The sequence below is a fragment of the Kitasatospora sp. NPDC057936 genome (assembly GCF_042887525.1).
Classification (GTDB): domain Bacteria; phylum Actinomycetota; class Actinomycetes; order Streptomycetales; family Streptomycetaceae; genus Kitasatospora.
In genome coordinates this window covers 19,260-37,045 of sequence record NZ_JBHVPD010000054.1, presented here as the reverse complement: position 1 = coordinate 37,045, position 17,786 = coordinate 19,260, and the positions used below count along the sequence as shown (strand labels likewise).

11 protein-coding genes, 1 tRNA gene and 2 pseudogenes are annotated in these 17,786 nt (G+C 74.3%); 7 read left to right on the top strand and 7 right to left on the bottom strand.

The window, feature by feature from the left end:
- The first annotated feature begins 156 nt into the window (after positions 1-156).
- Entirely contained in the window at positions 157-2,955 is a 2,799-nt protein-coding gene (locus tag ACFVU9_RS26060; protein ID WP_387597249.1) for a M4 family metallopeptidase, read from the top strand.
- Here the strand turns inward: ACFVU9_RS26060 and ACFVU9_RS26055 are convergent.
- The gene (locus tag ACFVU9_RS26055) at positions 2,925-3,248 is read right to left on the bottom strand and encodes a DUF1330 domain-containing protein (protein ID WP_380502383.1); all 324 of its coding nucleotides are present in this window, start codon (positions 3,246-3,248) and stop codon (positions 2,925-2,927) included. The genes ACFVU9_RS26060 and ACFVU9_RS26055 overlap by 31 nt on opposite strands.
- Positions 3,249-3,613: 365 nt before the next feature.
- On the opposite strand from ACFVU9_RS26055, the gene ACFVU9_RS26050 reads away from it, so the two are divergent.
- The gene (locus tag ACFVU9_RS26050) at positions 3,614-5,785 is read left to right on the top strand and encodes a trypsin-like serine protease (protein WP_387597246.1); all 2,172 of its coding nucleotides are present in this window, start codon (positions 3,614-3,616) and stop codon (positions 5,783-5,785) included.
- A 66-nt stretch (positions 5,786-5,851) separates the two neighbouring features.
- Here ACFVU9_RS26050 and ACFVU9_RS26045 read toward each other — a convergent pair.
- Positions 5,852-6,253, bottom strand: a pseudogene (locus ACFVU9_RS26045) (hypothetical protein); the annotation flags it as partial.
- Positions 6,254-6,389: 136 nt separating this feature from the next.
- Between ACFVU9_RS26045 and ACFVU9_RS26040 the strand changes: the two are divergent.
- Complete coding sequence (locus ACFVU9_RS26040) at positions 6,390-7,664, top strand: RNA-guided endonuclease InsQ/TnpB family protein (protein WP_387597243.1); 1,275 nt, start codon at positions 6,390-6,392, stop codon at positions 7,662-7,664.
- Here the strand turns inward: ACFVU9_RS26040 and ACFVU9_RS26035 are convergent.
- The 3 genes and pseudogenes from ACFVU9_RS26035 to ACFVU9_RS26025 form a co-directional block, all read right to left on the bottom strand.
- A pseudogene (locus ACFVU9_RS26035) lies at positions 7,652-7,897 on the bottom strand (SPFH domain-containing protein); the annotation flags it as partial. The gene ACFVU9_RS26040 and the pseudogene ACFVU9_RS26035 overlap by 13 nt on opposite strands.
- An 82-nt stretch (positions 7,898-7,979) precedes the next feature.
- Positions 7,980-10,775: a penicillin acylase family protein gene (locus ACFVU9_RS26030; protein WP_387597240.1), complete on the bottom strand. Its 2,796-nt coding sequence runs from the start codon at positions 10,773-10,775 to the stop codon at positions 7,980-7,982.
- Between the two features lie 114 nt (positions 10,776-10,889).
- A complete protein-coding gene (locus tag ACFVU9_RS26025; protein WP_387597237.1) occupies positions 10,890-11,783 on the bottom strand; it encodes a hypothetical protein in 894 nt (297 codons plus the stop codon).
- A 171-nt stretch (positions 11,784-11,954) separates the two neighbouring features.
- On the opposite strand from ACFVU9_RS26025, the gene ACFVU9_RS26020 reads away from it, so the two are divergent.
- Entirely contained in the window at positions 11,955-12,254 is a 300-nt protein-coding gene (locus tag ACFVU9_RS26020; protein WP_387597234.1) for a hypothetical protein, read from the top strand.
- Positions 12,255-12,320: 66 nt separating this feature from the next.
- Here ACFVU9_RS26020 and ACFVU9_RS26015 read toward each other — a convergent pair whose 3' ends face one another.
- The gene (locus tag ACFVU9_RS26015) at positions 12,321-12,635 is read right to left on the bottom strand and encodes a hypothetical protein (protein WP_380443338.1); all 315 of its coding nucleotides are present in this window, start codon (positions 12,633-12,635) and stop codon (positions 12,321-12,323) included.
- Positions 12,636-12,802: 167 nt separating this feature from the next.
- Positions 12,803-13,639 (bottom strand): hypothetical protein, encoded by an 837-nt coding sequence (locus ACFVU9_RS26010; protein ID WP_380502396.1) that lies wholly within the window; start codon positions 13,637-13,639, stop codon positions 12,803-12,805.
- 255 nt (positions 13,640-13,894) lie between these two features.
- Here ACFVU9_RS26010 and ACFVU9_RS26005 point away from each other — a divergent pair.
- The 3 genes from ACFVU9_RS26005 (at position 13,895) to ACFVU9_RS25995 (ending at position 17,757) form a co-directional block, all read left to right on the top strand.
- Positions 13,895-13,971: transfer RNA gene (locus tag ACFVU9_RS26005), tRNA-Arg, on the top strand.
- Positions 13,971-16,190, top strand: a complete 2,220-nt coding sequence (locus ACFVU9_RS26000; RefSeq protein ID WP_387597230.1) for a hypothetical protein — start codon at positions 13,971-13,973, stop codon at positions 16,188-16,190. Before ACFVU9_RS26005 ends, ACFVU9_RS26000 begins: the two co-directional genes overlap by 1 nt.
- A gap of 109 nt (positions 16,191-16,299) precedes the next feature.
- On the top strand, positions 16,300-17,757 hold the full coding sequence (locus ACFVU9_RS25995) for a hypothetical protein (protein WP_387597227.1): 1,458 nt from the start codon (positions 16,300-16,302) through the stop codon (positions 17,755-17,757).
- Positions 17,758-17,786: the final 29 nt, after the last annotated feature.

Sequence of the window (17,786 nt, the reverse complement as noted above, 5' to 3'; positions counted from 1 at the left end):
CCGCGGGGGGGGGGGGGGGGGTCGCACCCGGGTTTTTTGTTTTTTTTTAAATTTAAAAGGTGGGTTGTTTTTTTTGGGTGGGGGGGGGGGGGGGGCCCCCCCCCGCGGGCCCCCCCACCGCCGATTCCCGTGTTCCCGTTCCGTGAGAGGAGCGCAGTGCACCGTCACGCCCGCACGCCCCGGACGCTCGGCGCCGGCATAGCCGCCGCCCTGAGCCTGGCCGCCCTGGCCGCCTACGCCGCCCCGACCGCCACCGCCGCCCCGACCGCCACCGCCGACACCGCGCCCGCCCAGGCCCCCGGCGACCCCGTCCCCGGCGTCGTCGCCGGCCAGGACACCGCCGCCCCGCAGCTGGTCACCGGCCTCGCCGACCCCGCCCCCGGCAACCCGGCCGACGCCGCCCGCGCCCACCTGGCCGCCCACCGCGACCGCTACCAGGTCGACCCCGCCCAGCTCGCCGAGGCCGGCACCGAGAGCGCCCCCGACGGCCGCCGCACCGTCCGCTTCCAGCAGAACGAGAGCGGCGTCCCGGTCCTCGGCGCCCAGTACCTCGTCCACCTCGCCGGCGACGGCGCCGCCCAGCACGTCGAATCGGCGGGCGGCAAGTACTTCACCGGCCTCACCGCCCCCACCACACCCACCGTCCCGGACGACCTGCTGCGCACCGCCGCACTCGGCGCCCTGCCCGACGCCGCCCGCGCCAAGGCCACCGCCGACGACGCCGGCCTGGTGATCCTGCCCGACGGCGCCGGCCGCCTGACCCGCCACTACACCGTGCGCGGCGCCGGCGCCGACGGCACCCCGCTCACGCGCGACGTCTACGTCGACGCCACCGCCGGCGTCGTCGCCCTCGCCCACGACGCCCGCACCCCGTCCACGGCCACCGCCGCCGCCCGGCCCGAGGCCGTCGCGCCCAACGCGGCCGCCCCCGACCCGGCCCCGGCCACCGTCACCCCCGCCACCGGCACCGCCCCCGACGTCCACGGCAAGAGCGCGAACGTCAACATCGGCAAACTCCCCGACGGCACCTACCAGTTCACCGACCTCACCCGCCCCGCCGCGATCACCACCTACGACGCGGCCGGCCGCGACGTCGGCGACTTCGGCACCATCCCCGCCGACGCCCGCCCCGCGAGCTCCCCGACCCCCGACTTCCCGGCCGCCACCGGCACCGACGGCGCCACCGACGCGCACCTCAACGCCGGGATCGTCTACGACTTCTACCGCGACCGCCTGGGCCGCCTCGGCCTGGACGGCAAGAACGGCCCGATCGTCTCCGTCGTCGACGTCACCGCCGGCGGCCGTCCCTACCCCAACGCCTACTGGGACGGCAGCAAGATGATCTACGGCAGCGGCAACGACACGTACTACCCGTTCTCCGCCGCCCTCGACGTCTCCGCCCACGAGATGACCCACGGCGTCATCGCCAACAGCGCCAACTTCGCCTACCTCGGCCAGTCCGGCGCCATGGACGAGGGCCTCGCCGACTACTTCGGCAACGCCATCGAGGTCACCACCCGCGGCATCGCGATGAACGACCCCAGGGCCGCGCTGCTCGGCGAGGACCTGTGCCGCACCGGCACCCCGCAGGCCTGCGCCACCCGCCACCTCGACGACCACCACACCACCGTCGACGACTACGTCGGCGCCTCCCTGGCCTCCGACAACGGCGGCGTGCACCTCAACTCCACCATCTTCAGCGGCGCCCTGTGGGACATCCGGCGCACCCTCGACCCGCTCACCGCCGACCGCGTCGTCTACCGCGCGCTCACCGAGTACATGACCCCGCTCGACGACTTCGTCGCCGGCCGCAACGCCGTCCTGGCCGCCGGCCGCGCCGACGGCCTGACCCGCGCCCAGCTGCGCACCGTCGCCGCCGCGTTCGACGCCCACGGCATCAAGGCCGGCTGGCAGCACCGGCTCGGCCTGGACAGCCGCACCCTGCTGCGCGACATCACCTCCACCATGGCCGCCCCGGTGGCCGCCGACGGCCACTGGGTGATGCTGGGCAACACCGACGCCACCCGCAGGACCACCGCCCTGTACACCGGCACCGTCACCGGCGGCGGCACCCCCGTGCGCCTGAGCCCGGACGACGGCCGCTACCACAGCTGGGCCGCCACCGACGGCACGAGCGCGGCGTGGCTGGCGGTCGGCAAGGACGCCCAGGGCGTCTTCGGTTTCGAGGTGCTGGCCGCGCCGCTGTCCGGCGCAGGACCGGTGCGCAGCGCCTACCGCTCCACCAACCAGCAGCCCGGCAACATCCGGACGGCCGGCGGCGACGTCGCCTTCACGCTCCGGGACTTCGCCACCGACACCACCCGCGTCCATGTCGTCCACGCCGACGGCTCCCCGGAGACCGTGATCCCGCTGCCCGTCGGCCACCACGCCGCCGGCCTCGACCTGAGCGGCGGCGTCCTCGCCTGGACGGAGGGGTGGATGTCCGGCCAGGACTACGTCACCGCGCCGACCACCTACTCCCTGGCCGAGGGCAAGGTCACCGCCCAGTACGTGCCCGCCGACCCGAAGAACCTGGCCGACTCCGTCCACCTGGCCGGCGGACGCGTGCTGTGGGTCCAGAGCCCCGCCGCCGGGCGCGCCACGATCCGCTCCGGCGCCCTGGACGGCTCCGGCGTCACCGACCTCCTGCCGGCCGCCTCCACGGCCCCCGAGCCGGCCACCCTGACCGTCTCCGACCGCGCGGTCACCTACGTCTCGCGCACCGGACGGGTCACCGACAACTGGACCAACGCGCAGACGGCCAAGCTGTGGCAGCTCCCGCTCACCGGCGGCACCCCCGAGCGCGTCTCCTGCGACCGCGGCTCCCAGGACGCGCCCGCCGCCGACCGCGGCACCCGCGTCGTGTGGCTCGACGCCACCGCCGGGCGCACCGACCTCGTCACCCGCGAGCGCCCCGCCGGCGCTCAGTGCGCCAGCGAGTCCGCGCCCCGGTAGCCCTGCGGGACCCCGTCGGCGAAGATGGCGTCGGCGTCCATGTGGCGGGTGCGCAGCGGGAGGATCTCCCGGTACGCGGGGGAGTCGTACCACGCGCGCACCCGCTCCCGGTCGGGGAACTCGATGACGATGACGTCGGTCCCCCAACTCCCCTCGACCACCTCGACGTTCCCGCCGTGCACCACGAACCGGCCCCCGAACGGCTCCAGGGTGGCGTCGATGCGCTCCAGGTACTCCACGATGTCGGGCCCGAACTCCACCGACCTGACCTGGGCGATCGCGAACGCGCTCATCAAATCCTCCTCGGCCTACCGCTGTTGTCGTCTGCTGTTCCGTGCTGACGTCGACGACGGTAGGCCGTGGCGTACCGCCCGCGAATCCGTCACGCATAGGTAGGGCGACCGGCCATGGCCCCCGTCGTCGGGACACCCGAGGCCCCGGCCGGGACGCCCCGCGGAGCCCGCGCGGCACGTCGGGTTCGGCCCCGGTTCACCCGAGGTTGCCGATGTGGCGCTTTGGTGTCGATTTGCGCTTTGACGTGCAGGGATGGAGTCGATACCGTCCGGTTGATCATCTTCACGGCCGGCTCTGGGGGGCGTTGGCGTCTCCCCCGGCGTGTCCTTCCTCGGGAGAGTTCGTGCAGCGCAGAATGCGAAGAATGGCCTGGCCCGTGGGCCTGGCAGTGGCGATACCGGTGGTGGCCGGGTCGGTTCCGGCGGTGACGGCATCGGCTGCGGATGCCGTCGCACCGGCGGTGGTGGAGGACTACTCCTACCCGGGCGCCGCGAAGATCCTGGCGGACCACAACATCACCCTCAAGGCGGGCGACGGGCACATCGTGCTCGCCGACTGCGCCTCGGGCCCGGGCCTGGTGGAGCTGTACAGCCGCTCCGCGAACCCGAGCCAGGTCTGCTTCAAGATCACCGGGCGGACGGGGTACCTGTCGCTGGAGATCCCGCAGATCTACAACATCAAGGGCGACGACCACGCGATCAAGGCCACGCTGAACACCGCGGGCACGGTCACCAGCGTCGACGTCAACAAGAACGCCTGGACCCCGGTCGGCGAGGGCGGCACCAGCGGCTCGACCACGCTGCTGGAGCTCAACGCCACCGACGGCCCCGCCGCGACGGCCCCCGCCGGCGCCTACCCCGCGGTCGGCGCCCTGACGATCGGCCAGCCCGGCCGCCCCGGCTCGCGCGCCTGCACCACGACCCTGGTCGACCCGCAGTGGGTGCTCACCGCGGCCGCGTGCTTCGGCGACAAGCCCGCCGCCGGCGCGCCCGCCGCCCAGAGCGCCGTGACGATCGGCGGCCGCACCATCCCGGTCGTCGAGATCGCCCCGCGCACCGACCGCGACCTGGTGATGGCCCGCCTCGGCGCGCCGGTCTACGACATCACCCCGGTCGCCGTCTCCGCCACCGCGCCCGCCACCGGCGAGGACCTCACCGTCGCCGGCTACGGCCGCACCGCGACCACCTGGGTCCCCGCCGCGCCGCACACCGCCGCGCTCACGGCCGCCGCCGTCAGCGCCGGCGCAGTCGACCTCACCGCCAAGACCGCCGCCGACACCGTCTGCAAGGGCGACTCCGGCGCCCCGGCGCTGCGCGCCAAGAACGGCGGCTTCGAGCTCGCCGCCGTCACCAGCCTCGCCTGGCAGGGCGGCTGCCTCGGCGAGACCGAGACCCGCACCGGCGCCTCCGAGGCCCGCGTCGACGACCTCGCCTCCTGGGTGACGGCCACCGCCGCGTCCTCCGGCACGCTGATCAAGCCCGGCACCAAGCTGACCGCCGGCCAGTCCATCACCGGCCCCGGCCTCAAGCTGACGATGCGCGCCGACGGCGACCTCGTCCTGACCCACCGCCAGGCCGACGGCGGCGTCCTGTGGGACACCGCCACCGGTGGCAACAACGGCGCCTGGGCCTACATGCAGCCCGACGGCAACTTCGTCGTCTACAAGGCCGACGGCAACCCGGCGGCCGGCACCGGCGGCCTGTGGGCCACCGGCACCTACTTCAACAACGGCGCCTACCTGAAGCTGCAGAACGACGGCAACTTCGTCCTCTACAAGGGCAACGGCGGTGAGGGCGCCGGCGGTGCCCTGTGGTCCACCAGCACCTTCCGCGGCGACGCCACGATCAACGGCAACACCCGCATCTCGGCCGGCCAGTGGCGCGAGGGCCCCGCCTCCGTCCTGGAGGTCCAGAAGGACGGCAACGTCGTCCTCTACCGCCGCAGCGACGGCGCGGCCCTGTGGGCCAGCGGCACCGCGAACAACCCGGGCGCCTGGGCGTTCATGCAGACCGACGGCAACTTCGTGGTCTACAAGGCCGACGGCAACCCCGCGGCCGGCACCGGCGGCCTGTGGGCCAGCGGCACCTACATGTTCGGCGGCAGCCACCTCAAGCTCCAGGACGACGGCAAGCTCGTCATGTTCAAGAGCGATGACGAGACCCTCGCCACCACCGTCTGGAGCAACGCCACCCTGCGCCCGATCAGCCAGCTCAACCCGGGCTACCGCCTGAACGCCAAGACCACCTGGCTGGAGATGCAGTGGGACGGCAACCTCGTCCTGCACCGCAACAGTGACGGTGCCGCCCTGTGGCAGAGCAACACCAGCGGCTGGGGCAACTTCCTGAAGATCCAGCAGGACGGCAACGCCGTGGTCTACAAGCTCGACGGCACCACCGCCCTGTGGAACTCCGGCACCTTCTGGTCCGGCGGCTCCTACCTGAAGCTCCAGGACGACGGCAACCTCGTCGTCTACAAGGCCGACGGCGGCGAGGGCATCGGCGGCGCCATCTGGAGCAGCAACACCTTCGTGAAGTAGTGCAGTAGTACCGGGCCCCGTTCCTCCCGCTCCGGCCGGGGGAGCGGGGCCCTTTGTCCTTCCGGCTCAGCCCAGCAGGCGCAGCCTCGTGGCGGCGATGCCGACGCGCACGGTCTGGCCCCACGTGAGGTCGAGGGCGTCCGACTCGATGCCGTCGCCGAAGGCCACCAGGTGCTCGGACTCCACCGTCAGCGCCAACTGATCCCCGCCGTCCAGCAGTCCGTGGACCCGGCTGGTGCCGGTGGCCGGGGACGGCCAGGCCTCGCGGACGAACCAGGCCAGCGCCGGGGCGCCGGGCGCGGGCAGGGCGAGCGGCGCGCCGCGCTCCAGCCACGCCGAGCGGCACCAGCCGGTGGCGCCCGTCCCGGTGCCCACCAGGACGCCCGACGACGCCTGCGCCTCGGCGGCGTCCCCGGCGCTCCCGGCGTCCCCGGTACCCCCGACCGCCAGGCGGTAGCGGGCCGTCTGATCGGCCAATTCTTCTGCCTACCTGGCCTTTTATGGCCAGGTAGGCGATCCCTGTTCCGGAGCCACGAAGTAGCGCAGGCCGAGTGTCAGTGGCGTGTTCTAGGTTGATCGCAGCGCCTGAAGGGGGTGTTCCACAATGCTGTCTGGTCGCAGGTACCGGCTCGAACTCGATGCCGCGCAGGCTGGGCTGTGCGAGATGTTCGGTGACGTCTGCCGGGCGGTGTGGAATACCGGCCTGGAGCAGCGTCGGGAGTACCGGCGGCGGGGTGCGTGGATGAACTACGTACCTCAGGCCGCCGAGCTGGCCGAAGCGAAGGAGGACTTCCCGTGGCTGGCCGAGGCGCCGTCCCACGTGTTGCAGCAGACCCTTCGGGATCTGGACCGGGCGTGCCGGGAGCACGGGACGTTCAGGGTCCGGTGGCGTTCCAAGGCCCGCTGGTCGCCGTCGTTCCGGTTTCCGGCAGGGAACCGGATCATGGTGGAGCGGATCGGCCGGAGGTGGGGCCGGGCGAAATTGCCGAAGCTCGGCTGGGTCCGCTTCCGGTGGTCGCGTCCGCTCGACGGGGTTGTGCGCTCGGCGACCGTCACCCGCCGGGGGCGGCACTGGTTCGTGTCGTTCCTCGTGGAGGACGGCCGGGCCACGCCCGAGCGGCACGCGATGCCGCAGGCCGCTGTCGGAGTCGATCGGGGCGTCAGGATCGCCGCGACCACCAGCGATGGCGACTTCCACGACCGCCCGTACGTCACGCCAGGTGAGGCGAAGCGGCTGCGGCGATTGCAACAGAGGCTCTCCCGGTGCGAGCGCGGCAGCAACCGCCGCAGGTCAGTGCTGGCCAAGATCAACGCCATCACCGGCCGAGTCCGCGACCGCCGCGCGGACTTCTGCGCGCAGACCGCCGCCGAGCTGGCCGCCTGCAACGCGGTGGTGGTGCTGGAAGACCTCCGCACTAGAAGCATGACCGCGTCGGCGGCGGGAACGGTCGAGGAGCCCGGCCGCAATGTCCGGCAGAAGGCAGGGCTGAACCGTGCCATCCTGGACAACGGATGGCACCTGCTCGAACTCGCGCTGCGCAACGCGGCGCGCACTACCGGCACCGCTGTGGTGCTGGTCAATCCCGCGTACACGTCGCAGACCTGCCATGCCTGCAAGCACGTGGACCCGACGAGCCGCGAGAGCCAAGCGGCCTTCGGGTGCACCGCCTGCGGGCACCGGGATCACGCCGACGTGAACGCGGCGAAGAACATCCTCAACGCCGCAGGGCATGCGGTGTCAGGGCGTGGAGACCTCGGCACTAGCCGGTCCGTGAAGCGTCAACCACCGGTCACGCGCACACGAACGGGGCGAAGCTCCCGCGCCGCACGCGTGACCGCAATCCCGGCTTGTAAGGGTCGGGAGGAAGTCAAGCGGTAGGTGAGGGTGGCCTGGACGGTGACGTCCTGGAAGTCGGCGGTGCGGGCGTGGAAAAGCATGGCGAGCTCGCGGTCGTCCACCGGGACCTCGGAGATCGCGGCGGTCAGCGGCCGGAACCAGAACGCCAGGCCCGTGCCGTCGTGGGCGACCCTGCCGCGGCGCAGGTGGCGGATGTGCGCGGTGGGAACGGCGCGCAGGTGGCGCATGCCGAAGCGCCTGGTGATGTCGGCCATCGTGGAACCCCTTTTCGTCGCCTTGACGATATGGGGCGACCCCGCTTCTCGTCAATCCGACGAGAAGCGGGGTGGGGGCCGGTCAGCGGTGGGCGGGGAACTGCACCACCTGCTGGTAGGTCGGGCGGTTCTGCCAGGTGGTCTTGGCGTCGGTGACGCCGCCGAGCGGGCGCTGGATGACGGTGTCGGCGCACCACTGGTCGCCGGCCGCGCAGTCGCCGTCGCCCGGGTAGACCTGGGCCAGCCCCTGGGCGGCCGCCTGCTTCAGGGTGTTCAGCAGGACGGTCCGGCAGGCCGCGAGGTCGCCGCCGCCGCAGAACGGCCGGGCCAGCGGGCCCGCGACGCCGTCGCCGAGGACGGCGCGCAGGTCCTTGTCCAGGTAGCTCCACCAGCCGTACTGGAACGACGAACCCTTGTGCGGGATCGCCTCGTTGGCGCTGACCGGGCCGCTGCCGCCGCTGCGGCCCGAGGGCGACTCGTCGATCTGCAGCGCCCCGGTGAGCGCGGTGAACAACTGGTCGCCCAGGCCCGGGCGCATCACGCCGTCGGCCAGCAGCGGCCACCACGCGTCCATCACGCGGATCGCGTCCGCATCCGCGTACGCCCCGCTGCCGGGCGAACTCTCGTGCCGCGTACCGCCGTCGGCCAGCCACGCCTCCAGGTTCTGCAGCGCCGCCAGGGCGGCGGGGTCGGTGACGGGGGCGCTGCGCAGCACGCGGATCAGGTCGGGCAGGACGTCCTCGGCACGCAGATCGGTCAGGGCCGCGCCCTCCATGGCCCGGGTGAGCGCGACCCGGCTCACCTTCCCCTGCTGCACCAGGGACTTGACGCGGGCGTCCAGCAGGTTGGCGCGGTGCACCGAGCCGTTGCCGAAGCCGGCCGCCGTGTAGCCGGTGGCCTGCTTGTTGTTCCACGAGACGTAGTAGTCCTGGTTCACGGACTGCGGGTGCTCGGCCGGCGGGGTGTAGCGGGCGGTGTTGCCCGCCGGGTCGAAGTCGGCCCACTCGTAGGCGGGTTGGGCGAGCACCGGCAGGCCCGGGTCGACGCCCGGGGCGCGCACCGGGTTGGACCCGGAGTTGTAGTAGGCGATGTCGCGCGAGTCGGCGTAGAACCAGTTGAACGTGTAGTTGATGTCCTGCGCCGCCTGCTGGAAGCTCGCCGCGTCGTGCACCGCCCCCGGGTCGTTGAACTCCTGGAAGCCGATGATGGAATCCGCCTCGTGCCGGTAGGTGGAGCGCAGCGAGGTGAACGCCACCGGCGCCCCGCCGACCGTGCCGCGGGCGCTCACCAGGCCGTAGTTCGTGCGGTAGGACACCAGCGTGTAGGAGCCGGCCGGGGTGGAGTCGGCGGTGGTCGGGCTCCACGCGTCCTTGCGCTCCAGGCGCTCGAACGGCGTACAAGTGCCGTGCCACAGGTAGGAGTTGGACGCGGTCGTCACCGGCGAGCCGTCGCTCGTGCACAGCGGCACGGCGTAGGTGTCGGTGATGTCCTGCCCGGCCGAGGTGGCGCTCCACGCGTAGTCCTGCCCGCGCCCGAGCTCCACGTAGAAGCTCAGGCCCGCGAACGCCGCGCCGCGCGCGCTGATGCCCGGGCCCTGCAGTTCCTCCAGCATGAGCAGCTGCGGCGCGAAGTAGCCGGTCTGCGGGCCGAACACCGCCACCGGGTGCCCGTCGTCGGTGTGCGCGCCGGAGACCAGCAGCGCGTTCGACATGCCGTGCTTCGCGCTGAGCAGGTTGCCCGGCAGCACGCCCTTGGCGCCGGTGGCCGCCGACTGCGCGGACCCGGTGGCGTCGTAGACCTCCGGCTCGCTCACCACCGATCCCGGGTCGGGCATCGCGACGCCCCGCGGGTCGTCGGGCACCGTCGCGTACGGGAACGCCTGCCCGTCGTGCAGGGTCTGGACGGCCTCGGGGTCCTCCGCCTCGCGCAGCGAGCGCCACACCGCGTCGCCGGCGTCCCTGCCGTAGCGCGCCTCGGCGGCCGACTTGACCTGCGCGGAGGCGAGTTCACCACCGCCGCCGGAGCCGAACAGCGCGCCGATGACGGAGGCGAGGGCCACGAGGTCGGTCAGGGTGAACGGCGCGATCGACCCGGCGTTGGTGATCGGGTCCACGTGCCCCGTCAGGTCGTACTCGCCCGGGAACGTCCGGGAGTCGTACGCCTGCTGGATGTACTTGTTGATCCCGTCGAGGTACGCCGAGGCGTCCGCCAGCGCCTGCGCGGCCCGCCCGCCGCGCGAGGACAGCACGTCGATCTGCTGCTGCAGCTCGGCCTCGGTGTACGGCGCCGCGCGCCAGAACGTCTGCTCCAGCTGCCGGTTGGCCGCCGCGCCGCCCGCGAAACCGGACAGCTCGCCGCGCCCGACGTGCCGGAACAGGTCCATCACCCACAGCCGGTCCTGCGCGGCCGCGTAGCCCGCGCCGAACTCGGTGCCGTACCGGGTGGTGCCGGTGACGTGCGGTACGCCGGTCGCCTTGTCGCGCACGATCGTCACGTCGGAACGCGGACTGGCCGTGCTCGCGACCTGGTCCGCCGGCACGCCGAACGACGCGTCGTTGAAGAAGCTCCGCAGCCCGGCCTCCGTCAGGCCCGGGTAGCCGGAGGCGAGCGAGGCGTACGGGCCGAGCTGGTCGTCGGTGTGGGCCGGGCGGGTGCCGAACACCCGGTTCAGCAGGATCTCGGCGAGCGTGGCGTTGCCGTTCTCGCCGGGCGGCAGGATGTCGTTGCAGCGGCCCGCGCAGTAGTCGGCCGCTGCCGCGGCGGCGGGCGCGGCGGCCGTGGGCGTGGTGGCGAGCGCGGGTACGAGGAGCAGCGCAACCGCCAGTACGGCGGCGAGCAGCCGGGGGAGGGGTAGGGGGACGTGGGGGCGTCGGGGCACGTCGAGCTCCTGGGTGGGGAAGCTGCGGGGGCCTCGACGGTAAGGGTGTTACCGGCCGGTTTTCTAGGGGCGTGCATGCCACTTCACCGTTTCGCCACCATGGCTGACGACGCGTCAGTTCGGGAGCGTCGTCTCCGTCAGCAGCAGGGGCACCGGCAGACGGTCCCCGATCAGCGCCGCCAGGCGCCGGGCCTCCGCCTCCGTGAAGCTCCCCGAGATCACCGCCGCACCGCCCGGCACCGCGGAGGCGACGGCCGGGTGCGACACCACCGCGCCGTCCAGCACGATCGCGAACTGATTGGCGGGCGACGGCTGCGCCGCGAGCCGGCCCGTCACGTCCGCGAACGCCTGCGCCCCGACGGCGTCGAACGTCAGGTCGATCTGCCAGCCGGCCCCGTTCTGCGTGTCCTCGACCGCCTTCACCGCCGACACGTCCGTGCCGTCCACCGCCACCGGCCCCAGTGCGAACCCGTACCAGATCCCGTTCTCCGCGGCGTACCCGCACGCCACGGCCGGCTTGCCGGAGGCCGACTGGCGGTCCGTCCGCTGCGCCGCGTCCGAACAGTTCGGCACCTGGAGCGTCGTGGTGGGGTCGGCCGACATCGCCCCCTGCGCCGGCGCGCCGTTCGGCAGGGACGGCGCGAGCGCCAGGACCGGACGGAACCCGAGGTGCCCCTGCTGTGCGAGCGCCGCGAACTGCTCGCGCGTCGCCCCGGCGGCCGACAGCGACACCGCCGCACCCCTGACCTCCACCTTCGGCGCGGCCAGCCCCATCGCCTGCGCCCGGCGCTGCAACTGGTCGGCGGCCTGCCGCACTTCGGCGGGGGAGGGGGAGCCCTGCAGCGTGTACGTGGCCTCCGGCGTCAGGCCGCTGCTAGCTTCCGCTGTCGCCGTCGTTGCGGGGGCCGTCGGCCGGGCCGTCCCGCCGCCCGCCCCCGTGCAGCCGCCGAGCAGCACCGCACACGCCGCCGCCACCAGGACCCCCACGCCACCACGCGTCGCACTCATGCCGCACAGTGTCGACCCAACAACCCTGTGCACCAGCCGATTTGACCCTTCTGTGACAGACCTGTCGCTCTTTGGCCGGGTTCGTTCACCACCGCCCCGAGGTACATTCGGGCGAAAGGTGCCGGACGCCGGCACGGGCGGGGGAGTCGGAAGGCCGGGGCAGTGCTGATCGTGCTCGTTCTGTTCGTCGCGGGCGTCGGCCTGCTGCTGCTCGGCGTCCACAAGCTGCACGCCGCCGTGCCCACCTGCTACGGCAAACCCATGTCGCCCGGCGACATCTGCGAGCCCCACACCACCGGCTCGTTCTCCGAGGGCATGCCCGGACCCCAGACCTCCACCTACCGCGAGCAGCTGGACAACCTCACCAGCGGCGGCTGGACGGCGATCGTCATCGGCGCGGTCCTGCTCGCGCTCGCCGTCGTGCTCGCGATCTCCTTCACCGCCTCCACCCTCCGCGAGCGCGGCGAGTGAACCCTCGGCCGCCGCGGGTGCGCGCAACGCTGCCCGGCCTGCGCGCACCCGTCCCCCGTCGGCGGCTCAGCCCTCTTCCCACCACACGCTCGGCGGGTTGGTGGCCTTCTGCAGCCCGTCGCCGCTGTTGCAGCGCGCGAACGAGAAGTCGCCCCGCTTCACCCACGGCCCCTCGACGCTGTACGGCACGCCCGCGTGCACGCAGCCGATGACCACGTGGGACACGTCGTACCCGGGACACATCGTCGACCCGCTGTTCCCGGTCCACTGCCGGTAGCACGGCGGCATGGCGTCCGCCGTCCCCGCGCCGACGAACTGCACCCCCGCCACACCGACGAGCATCAGCCCGGCCGACACCACCCCGGCGACCCTGCTGCGCACACCCATCCCGATCCCCATCCCCATTCCCGGACGCCTCCGCTGAAAGAGCTGAAATGAACGGACTGGGGAACACGATGCATCCTGGCTGATAGCCCGTCAATGCCGCCGACGCTCCTGGCATATACCCGTTCCAGTCTCGCGCGGCGGTTAGGGGAAGGCCGGCCTCGTCAGTGCACCTGTGAGGCCACGAAACCGTTCAAGTCCGTGAGCGCCGCGGAGAGTTGGCCCGCGCTCAGCTTCTGCCCCAGCACGCTGCCGGCGAGGAAGTAGCCGAGGGTCGCCTGGCAGGTGCTCGCCGCTCCCGGCCCGGGCACCGCGCAGCCGACCGACTGCGCCGTCCCGCCGGTGCCCGCGAGGGTGACCAGGGCGAACACCTGCCCCGGCGGCGTCCCGGCCGGCGCCTGCCCGCTCGCGGCGAGGTTCGGCTCCCGCGTGCCCGCCGGGACGGACACCGCCGCCGCGTACAGGTTCGGGTCCCCGGTGCGCACGGCGTGCACGACGTCGGCGGCCTGGCGCGGCGGCGCCAGGCACTGCCCGCCCCGCGCGGCCTGCGGGACGAACGGACAGGCCAGGTCGACGTCGGTCTGCACACCGCCGCTGTCGAACACGGCCTGCACGAGCCCGGAGTACGAGGCGCCGAGCGGATCGGCCGCGTGCGGGCCCGGGTGGACGTACACCTGCTCGCCGCCGTCCGCGGCGAAGAACACGACGTCGCACGTCCAGCCGCCCGGCGCGACCACGTACTGCGCGTCACCGGGGTAGCGGGCGCCGAACACCGCCGCGCCCGGCGGCAGGTTCACCCCGTCCGGGAGCGTGACCTGCGCCGCGAGCGCCTTGAGCGGCGGCAGTCCGGGCCCGGTCGACTCGTCCGGACATGCCTGCACCGTCACCGTCCGTGGCCCGTCACTCCCGGCCGCCACCGCCGGCGCGGCCCCGCAGACGGCGGCCGCCAACCCCGCCGCCGCCATGACGACCCCCGCTCGCGAACCGATCGTGCGACGCATGCGCGCACCTCCCTGGGCGTGCGGGGCAAGCCATACCGTCAGGCTAGATCGGCCCGCGCGGCGGCGCGCGGCGGCTACGCTCCGTCACTCCGGGAGCGCCGGAGGGGGCAAGTTGGGACTAGGCCTAAAGCTGTCATTTAGGGTTACTGTTCGTCACTCCGCGTTGGGCCGAAGCGTGCGACGGGGGAGTTCTGACCAGCCGGAATATCCGCTTGCACCGCCGCCGCCCGCCCTCGTAAGGTCTGGCCGCAGCGACGACGTGTAGCTCAGCGAGACAGAGCACCAGGCTTCGGTCCTGGAGGGCGCGGGGGCAGGGCCCGCCACGTCGGCCATGGACAGAAACGCTGAGCAGCAGCCGTCAGGGGCCGCCACCACGGCCGCCGTCTCCACCGACTACGCCCACGGGCAGCTGGCCCGCGCCTTCGTCACCGCCGTCGCCCACCCCGACCCGGCCACCCGCGCCCGCGCCGAGCAGCGCGCGGCCGGCTGGCGCGAGGTGCTGGCCGGCCTGCGGGCGGGCACCCTCGCCATCGGCTCGCGCACCCCGGCCTCGGGCCTGCCCGCCTGGGTCACCCCCGAGGTCCTGCACGGCGGCTTCGCCACCGGCCGCGCCCGCGCCGAAGGCCCCCTCCAGCCCCACGAGACCGGCGCCTGCCGTCGCGCCGGCATCCCCGAAGGCCGCGCCGAACTCTTCGCACACTCCCTCACCGAGCCCGGACTCGCCCACCTCTGGCACCTGCTCGACACCGGCCGCTACCGCATCACCGTGCCCGAGGAAGCCGCGCTGCTCACCGTGGCCTGGCTGGTCCGCGCCGGCGAGCAGCAGGCCGCGCTCGACCTCGTCGACGTCCTGCGGCCCTTCGCCGCCCGCCTGCGCTTCACCCCGCAGCCCGGTGACGCCCCGTCGGCCGTGCCGGACGCCGTCCACCGCCGCACCGCCGGCGAGGCCTCGGCCGCCCTCGCCCGCCGCACCCCCAACCGCGCGGTGGAGGCCCAGCGCGAGGCCCTCACCGTCTGGGCGCCCTTCGCCGACGACCTGCTCACCCACTGGCTGGCCGCCGGCGGCAGCCCGGTGCCGGACGGCCAGACCCCCGACGGCCAGACCCCCGACGGGCCGTGGCACCGCCGCGGCGCAGAACTCCTCCTGCGCTACCGCACCCTCGCCGCCGCCCACCCCCTGTGCGGCAAGCACCGCAACCCCCGCGAGAACCTCGCCGTCCTGCGCACCGCACTCGAACTGACCGTCACCGGCCGGCAGTTGGACCCCCGCACCCGCGGCCGGCTGCGCCACGCCGTCGACGCGATGGTGCGCCGCCGCGGCCTTCCCGGCTCCGCCGAGCACACCATCCTGCGCCGCGCCCAGGCCCGCCAGGCCGCCCAGCCCTCCCACCATGCCGTCGCCCGGCTGCTCATCGCCCGCCTCGCCGACCACCCCCGGCACGACGGCCTGGCCGACCCCCGGGCCCTCCTCGCCCCGGTCACCGAGGCCGAGAGCACCGCTCTCCCGGTCGGCACCACGGTCCCGCCCGCCCTCCACAAGCCCGTCCTCGCCGCCACCAGCGCCCCCGTCGAAACCCTCATCGCCCGCGGCCTGGTGCCCTCCGCCGAAGTCCTCGCCGAACTCGCGCCCCAGCTCGCCGCCGTCACCGAGGCCTCCGCCCACCCCGACCCGGCCCTGCGCGCCCTCACCGCCGCCGGCCACAAGGCGTTCGCGGGCCGCCGCTCCCTGCTCCTGCTCCACTACGCCCGCCAGGTCCGCGCCGACGAACTCCCCTGGAACCTCGCCGTGCGCCCGCACCGCACCACCGACGCCATCACCCGCGACGCCCACCTCGCCACCCTGCACCGCCTCGGCGCCCTGGCCGTCGCGACGTTCCCCGGCACGCTCCTGCCCAACCCGCTGCTCGGCGAACTGTCCGCGCTCGCCCGCGAGGCCGGCGCCGACCTGCCCTTCGTGGAGGAACTGGCCGCCGACATCTTCATGGGCGGCTTTAGCCCCAAGTACCTCCAGGCCGCCCGCATCGCCGCCGAACTCCTCGAAGGATCCCTCTACGAGCGGTACTTCGGCATCGACTACGCCTCCGTCTACGCGATGGACGACACCCGGCAGTTCTCCGCCCTGTGCACCCGTCGGGCCGGGCGCACCGGCGCGCCCTGGTCGGTGACGGGCAACGGCGCCGTCATCGAACAGGCCCAGATCCTCACCACCCACAACCTCGCCACCCTCGCCGGGCCCGGCGCCCTCACCCCGCCCGAGGGCTGGGACGTCCTCGCCGAACGCGCCTTCACCACCGCCTGCGGCTTCGCCTCCCGCGGCCTCACCAGCCGCACCGCCCGCCGCAGCACCGCCTTCGCGTGGCGCCAGATGCTCTTCCACCTCTCCCTGTGCCCGCCCCGCACCCGCGCGGCCGCCCTGGACGCCCTCACCGCCCGCCCCCACCCCGCAGCCCTCGCCGACGCCGTCGCCGACCTCACCCACCTCGCCCTCGGCGCGGCACCCGTACACACCCCGCTCCTGGGCTGGACCTCCGGCGAGCGGTCCGGGGCCTGACGCCCGACCAGCCACGCGGCCCGACGCCCCTACCACCCCGGCCGCCCACGCGGGCGGGCCCGGCGAAATCCACGCGGCGCCCGCCAGGCGCCTGTTACGGTCCGCTGCCATGGCAGTCGACGCGGCGGACGAATACACCCGGAATGTCGAGGCGCTGGCCCGGCGCTTCGACGTCGGCTGCCTGGTGGCGCTGCTGCCCCGTGCCCACCGGGCCGCCGCGCTCGCCGAACTCGTCGACGCCGACCCCGACTTCTTCTTCCTCGGCCACGACCACCCGCCCACCGTGACCGACAGCGCCGTCACCGACGCCACCCCGGCCGTGCGCCGCGCCCTGGCCCGCACCGTCCGCAACCCGCAGGCCCAGCAACGCCTGGCCGACCTCGACGACGCCGGCATCGACGCGCGCCTGGCCGACAATCCGTCCCTGACCTACCCGGTCGAATGCCGGCTGCGGCTGCGCCGCCCCGCCGTCGTCGTTGCCGGCAGGGGCTACCGCCCGGAGCACCACCGCGCCGCCCTGACCTCCCGCGACCCCGACCTCGCCGCCGCCGCCCTGACCGACCGCCGCACCTACCGCTGGGGCGACCCGATCCCGCCCACCGTCTGGGCCGACGCCTGGCGCACCGTACGCCTGGCCGGCGGCCCCGGCCGGGTCCGGCAGGTCCTGGCCGCCCTGCCGCCCGGCGCCGACCTGGACGAGGCGACCCGCCGGATCGCCGAAGCCTGCGCCCAACCCGACCCCGAACCCTTCCTCACCAGCGCCGAGGACCGCCTCACCGGCACCGGCGCCCTGCTGCGCCGCCTGCGCGGGATCCGAGCCGCGCCCGACGCCCCCCGCGGCCGGGCGATCCTCGCCGAGCCCTACCGGGTGGACTGGGCGCTGGTCGCGTCGGCCGGCCTGTCCCGCCGCCTGCCGCGCCTGGCGGCGCGGCTGCTCGCCCGACGCCCCGACTGCCCGCCCGACGTCGCCCGCGTCCTGCTCACCGGCCGCCCCGCCCCGCGACACCTGCCCGTTCCCGGGCCCGTTCCCGGGCCCGCCCCCGTGCCCGCAGCTCCCGTGCCCGCCGTTCCCCCACCCCGCGCGGACGGACCGCCGCCGTCCGCGTACCACCGCCGCCCGCCCGTCCTCGGCCCCCTCGACGCTGCGGACCCGCTCGCCGTCCTGGCCGCCACCCCGATCGGCAAGGACGGCCTGGACATCCACCACGTGTGGTCCGCGATCGAACTCGGCCGGATCACCGCCCGGCAGGCCGTCGACCACGCCCGTCCGGCCTACGCCGTCGCCTGCCACGCCGGCCAGGCCTCCGCCTTCCACGCCGGCGCCCGGGAACCCGGCGGCGGCCGCGCCGCCCTGCACACCGCAGCCCTCGCCCACCTCGCCGAACACCTCGCCGCCCACCCGCCGGCACTGGGCCTGTGGCGCGAGGTCGACACCCTGATGCGCCCCTTCCCCGGCCCCCTCCCCGCCCTCCTGGCCGCCGCCGCGACCCGCGCCCGCACCGTGCCCCCGGCCGCGTGCTTCCGTCCGCGCCCCTGGTTGACGCCCCGGCCGCCGGGGGAGGCATAGCGGGACATCAACGCCCGCACGGACGGCAG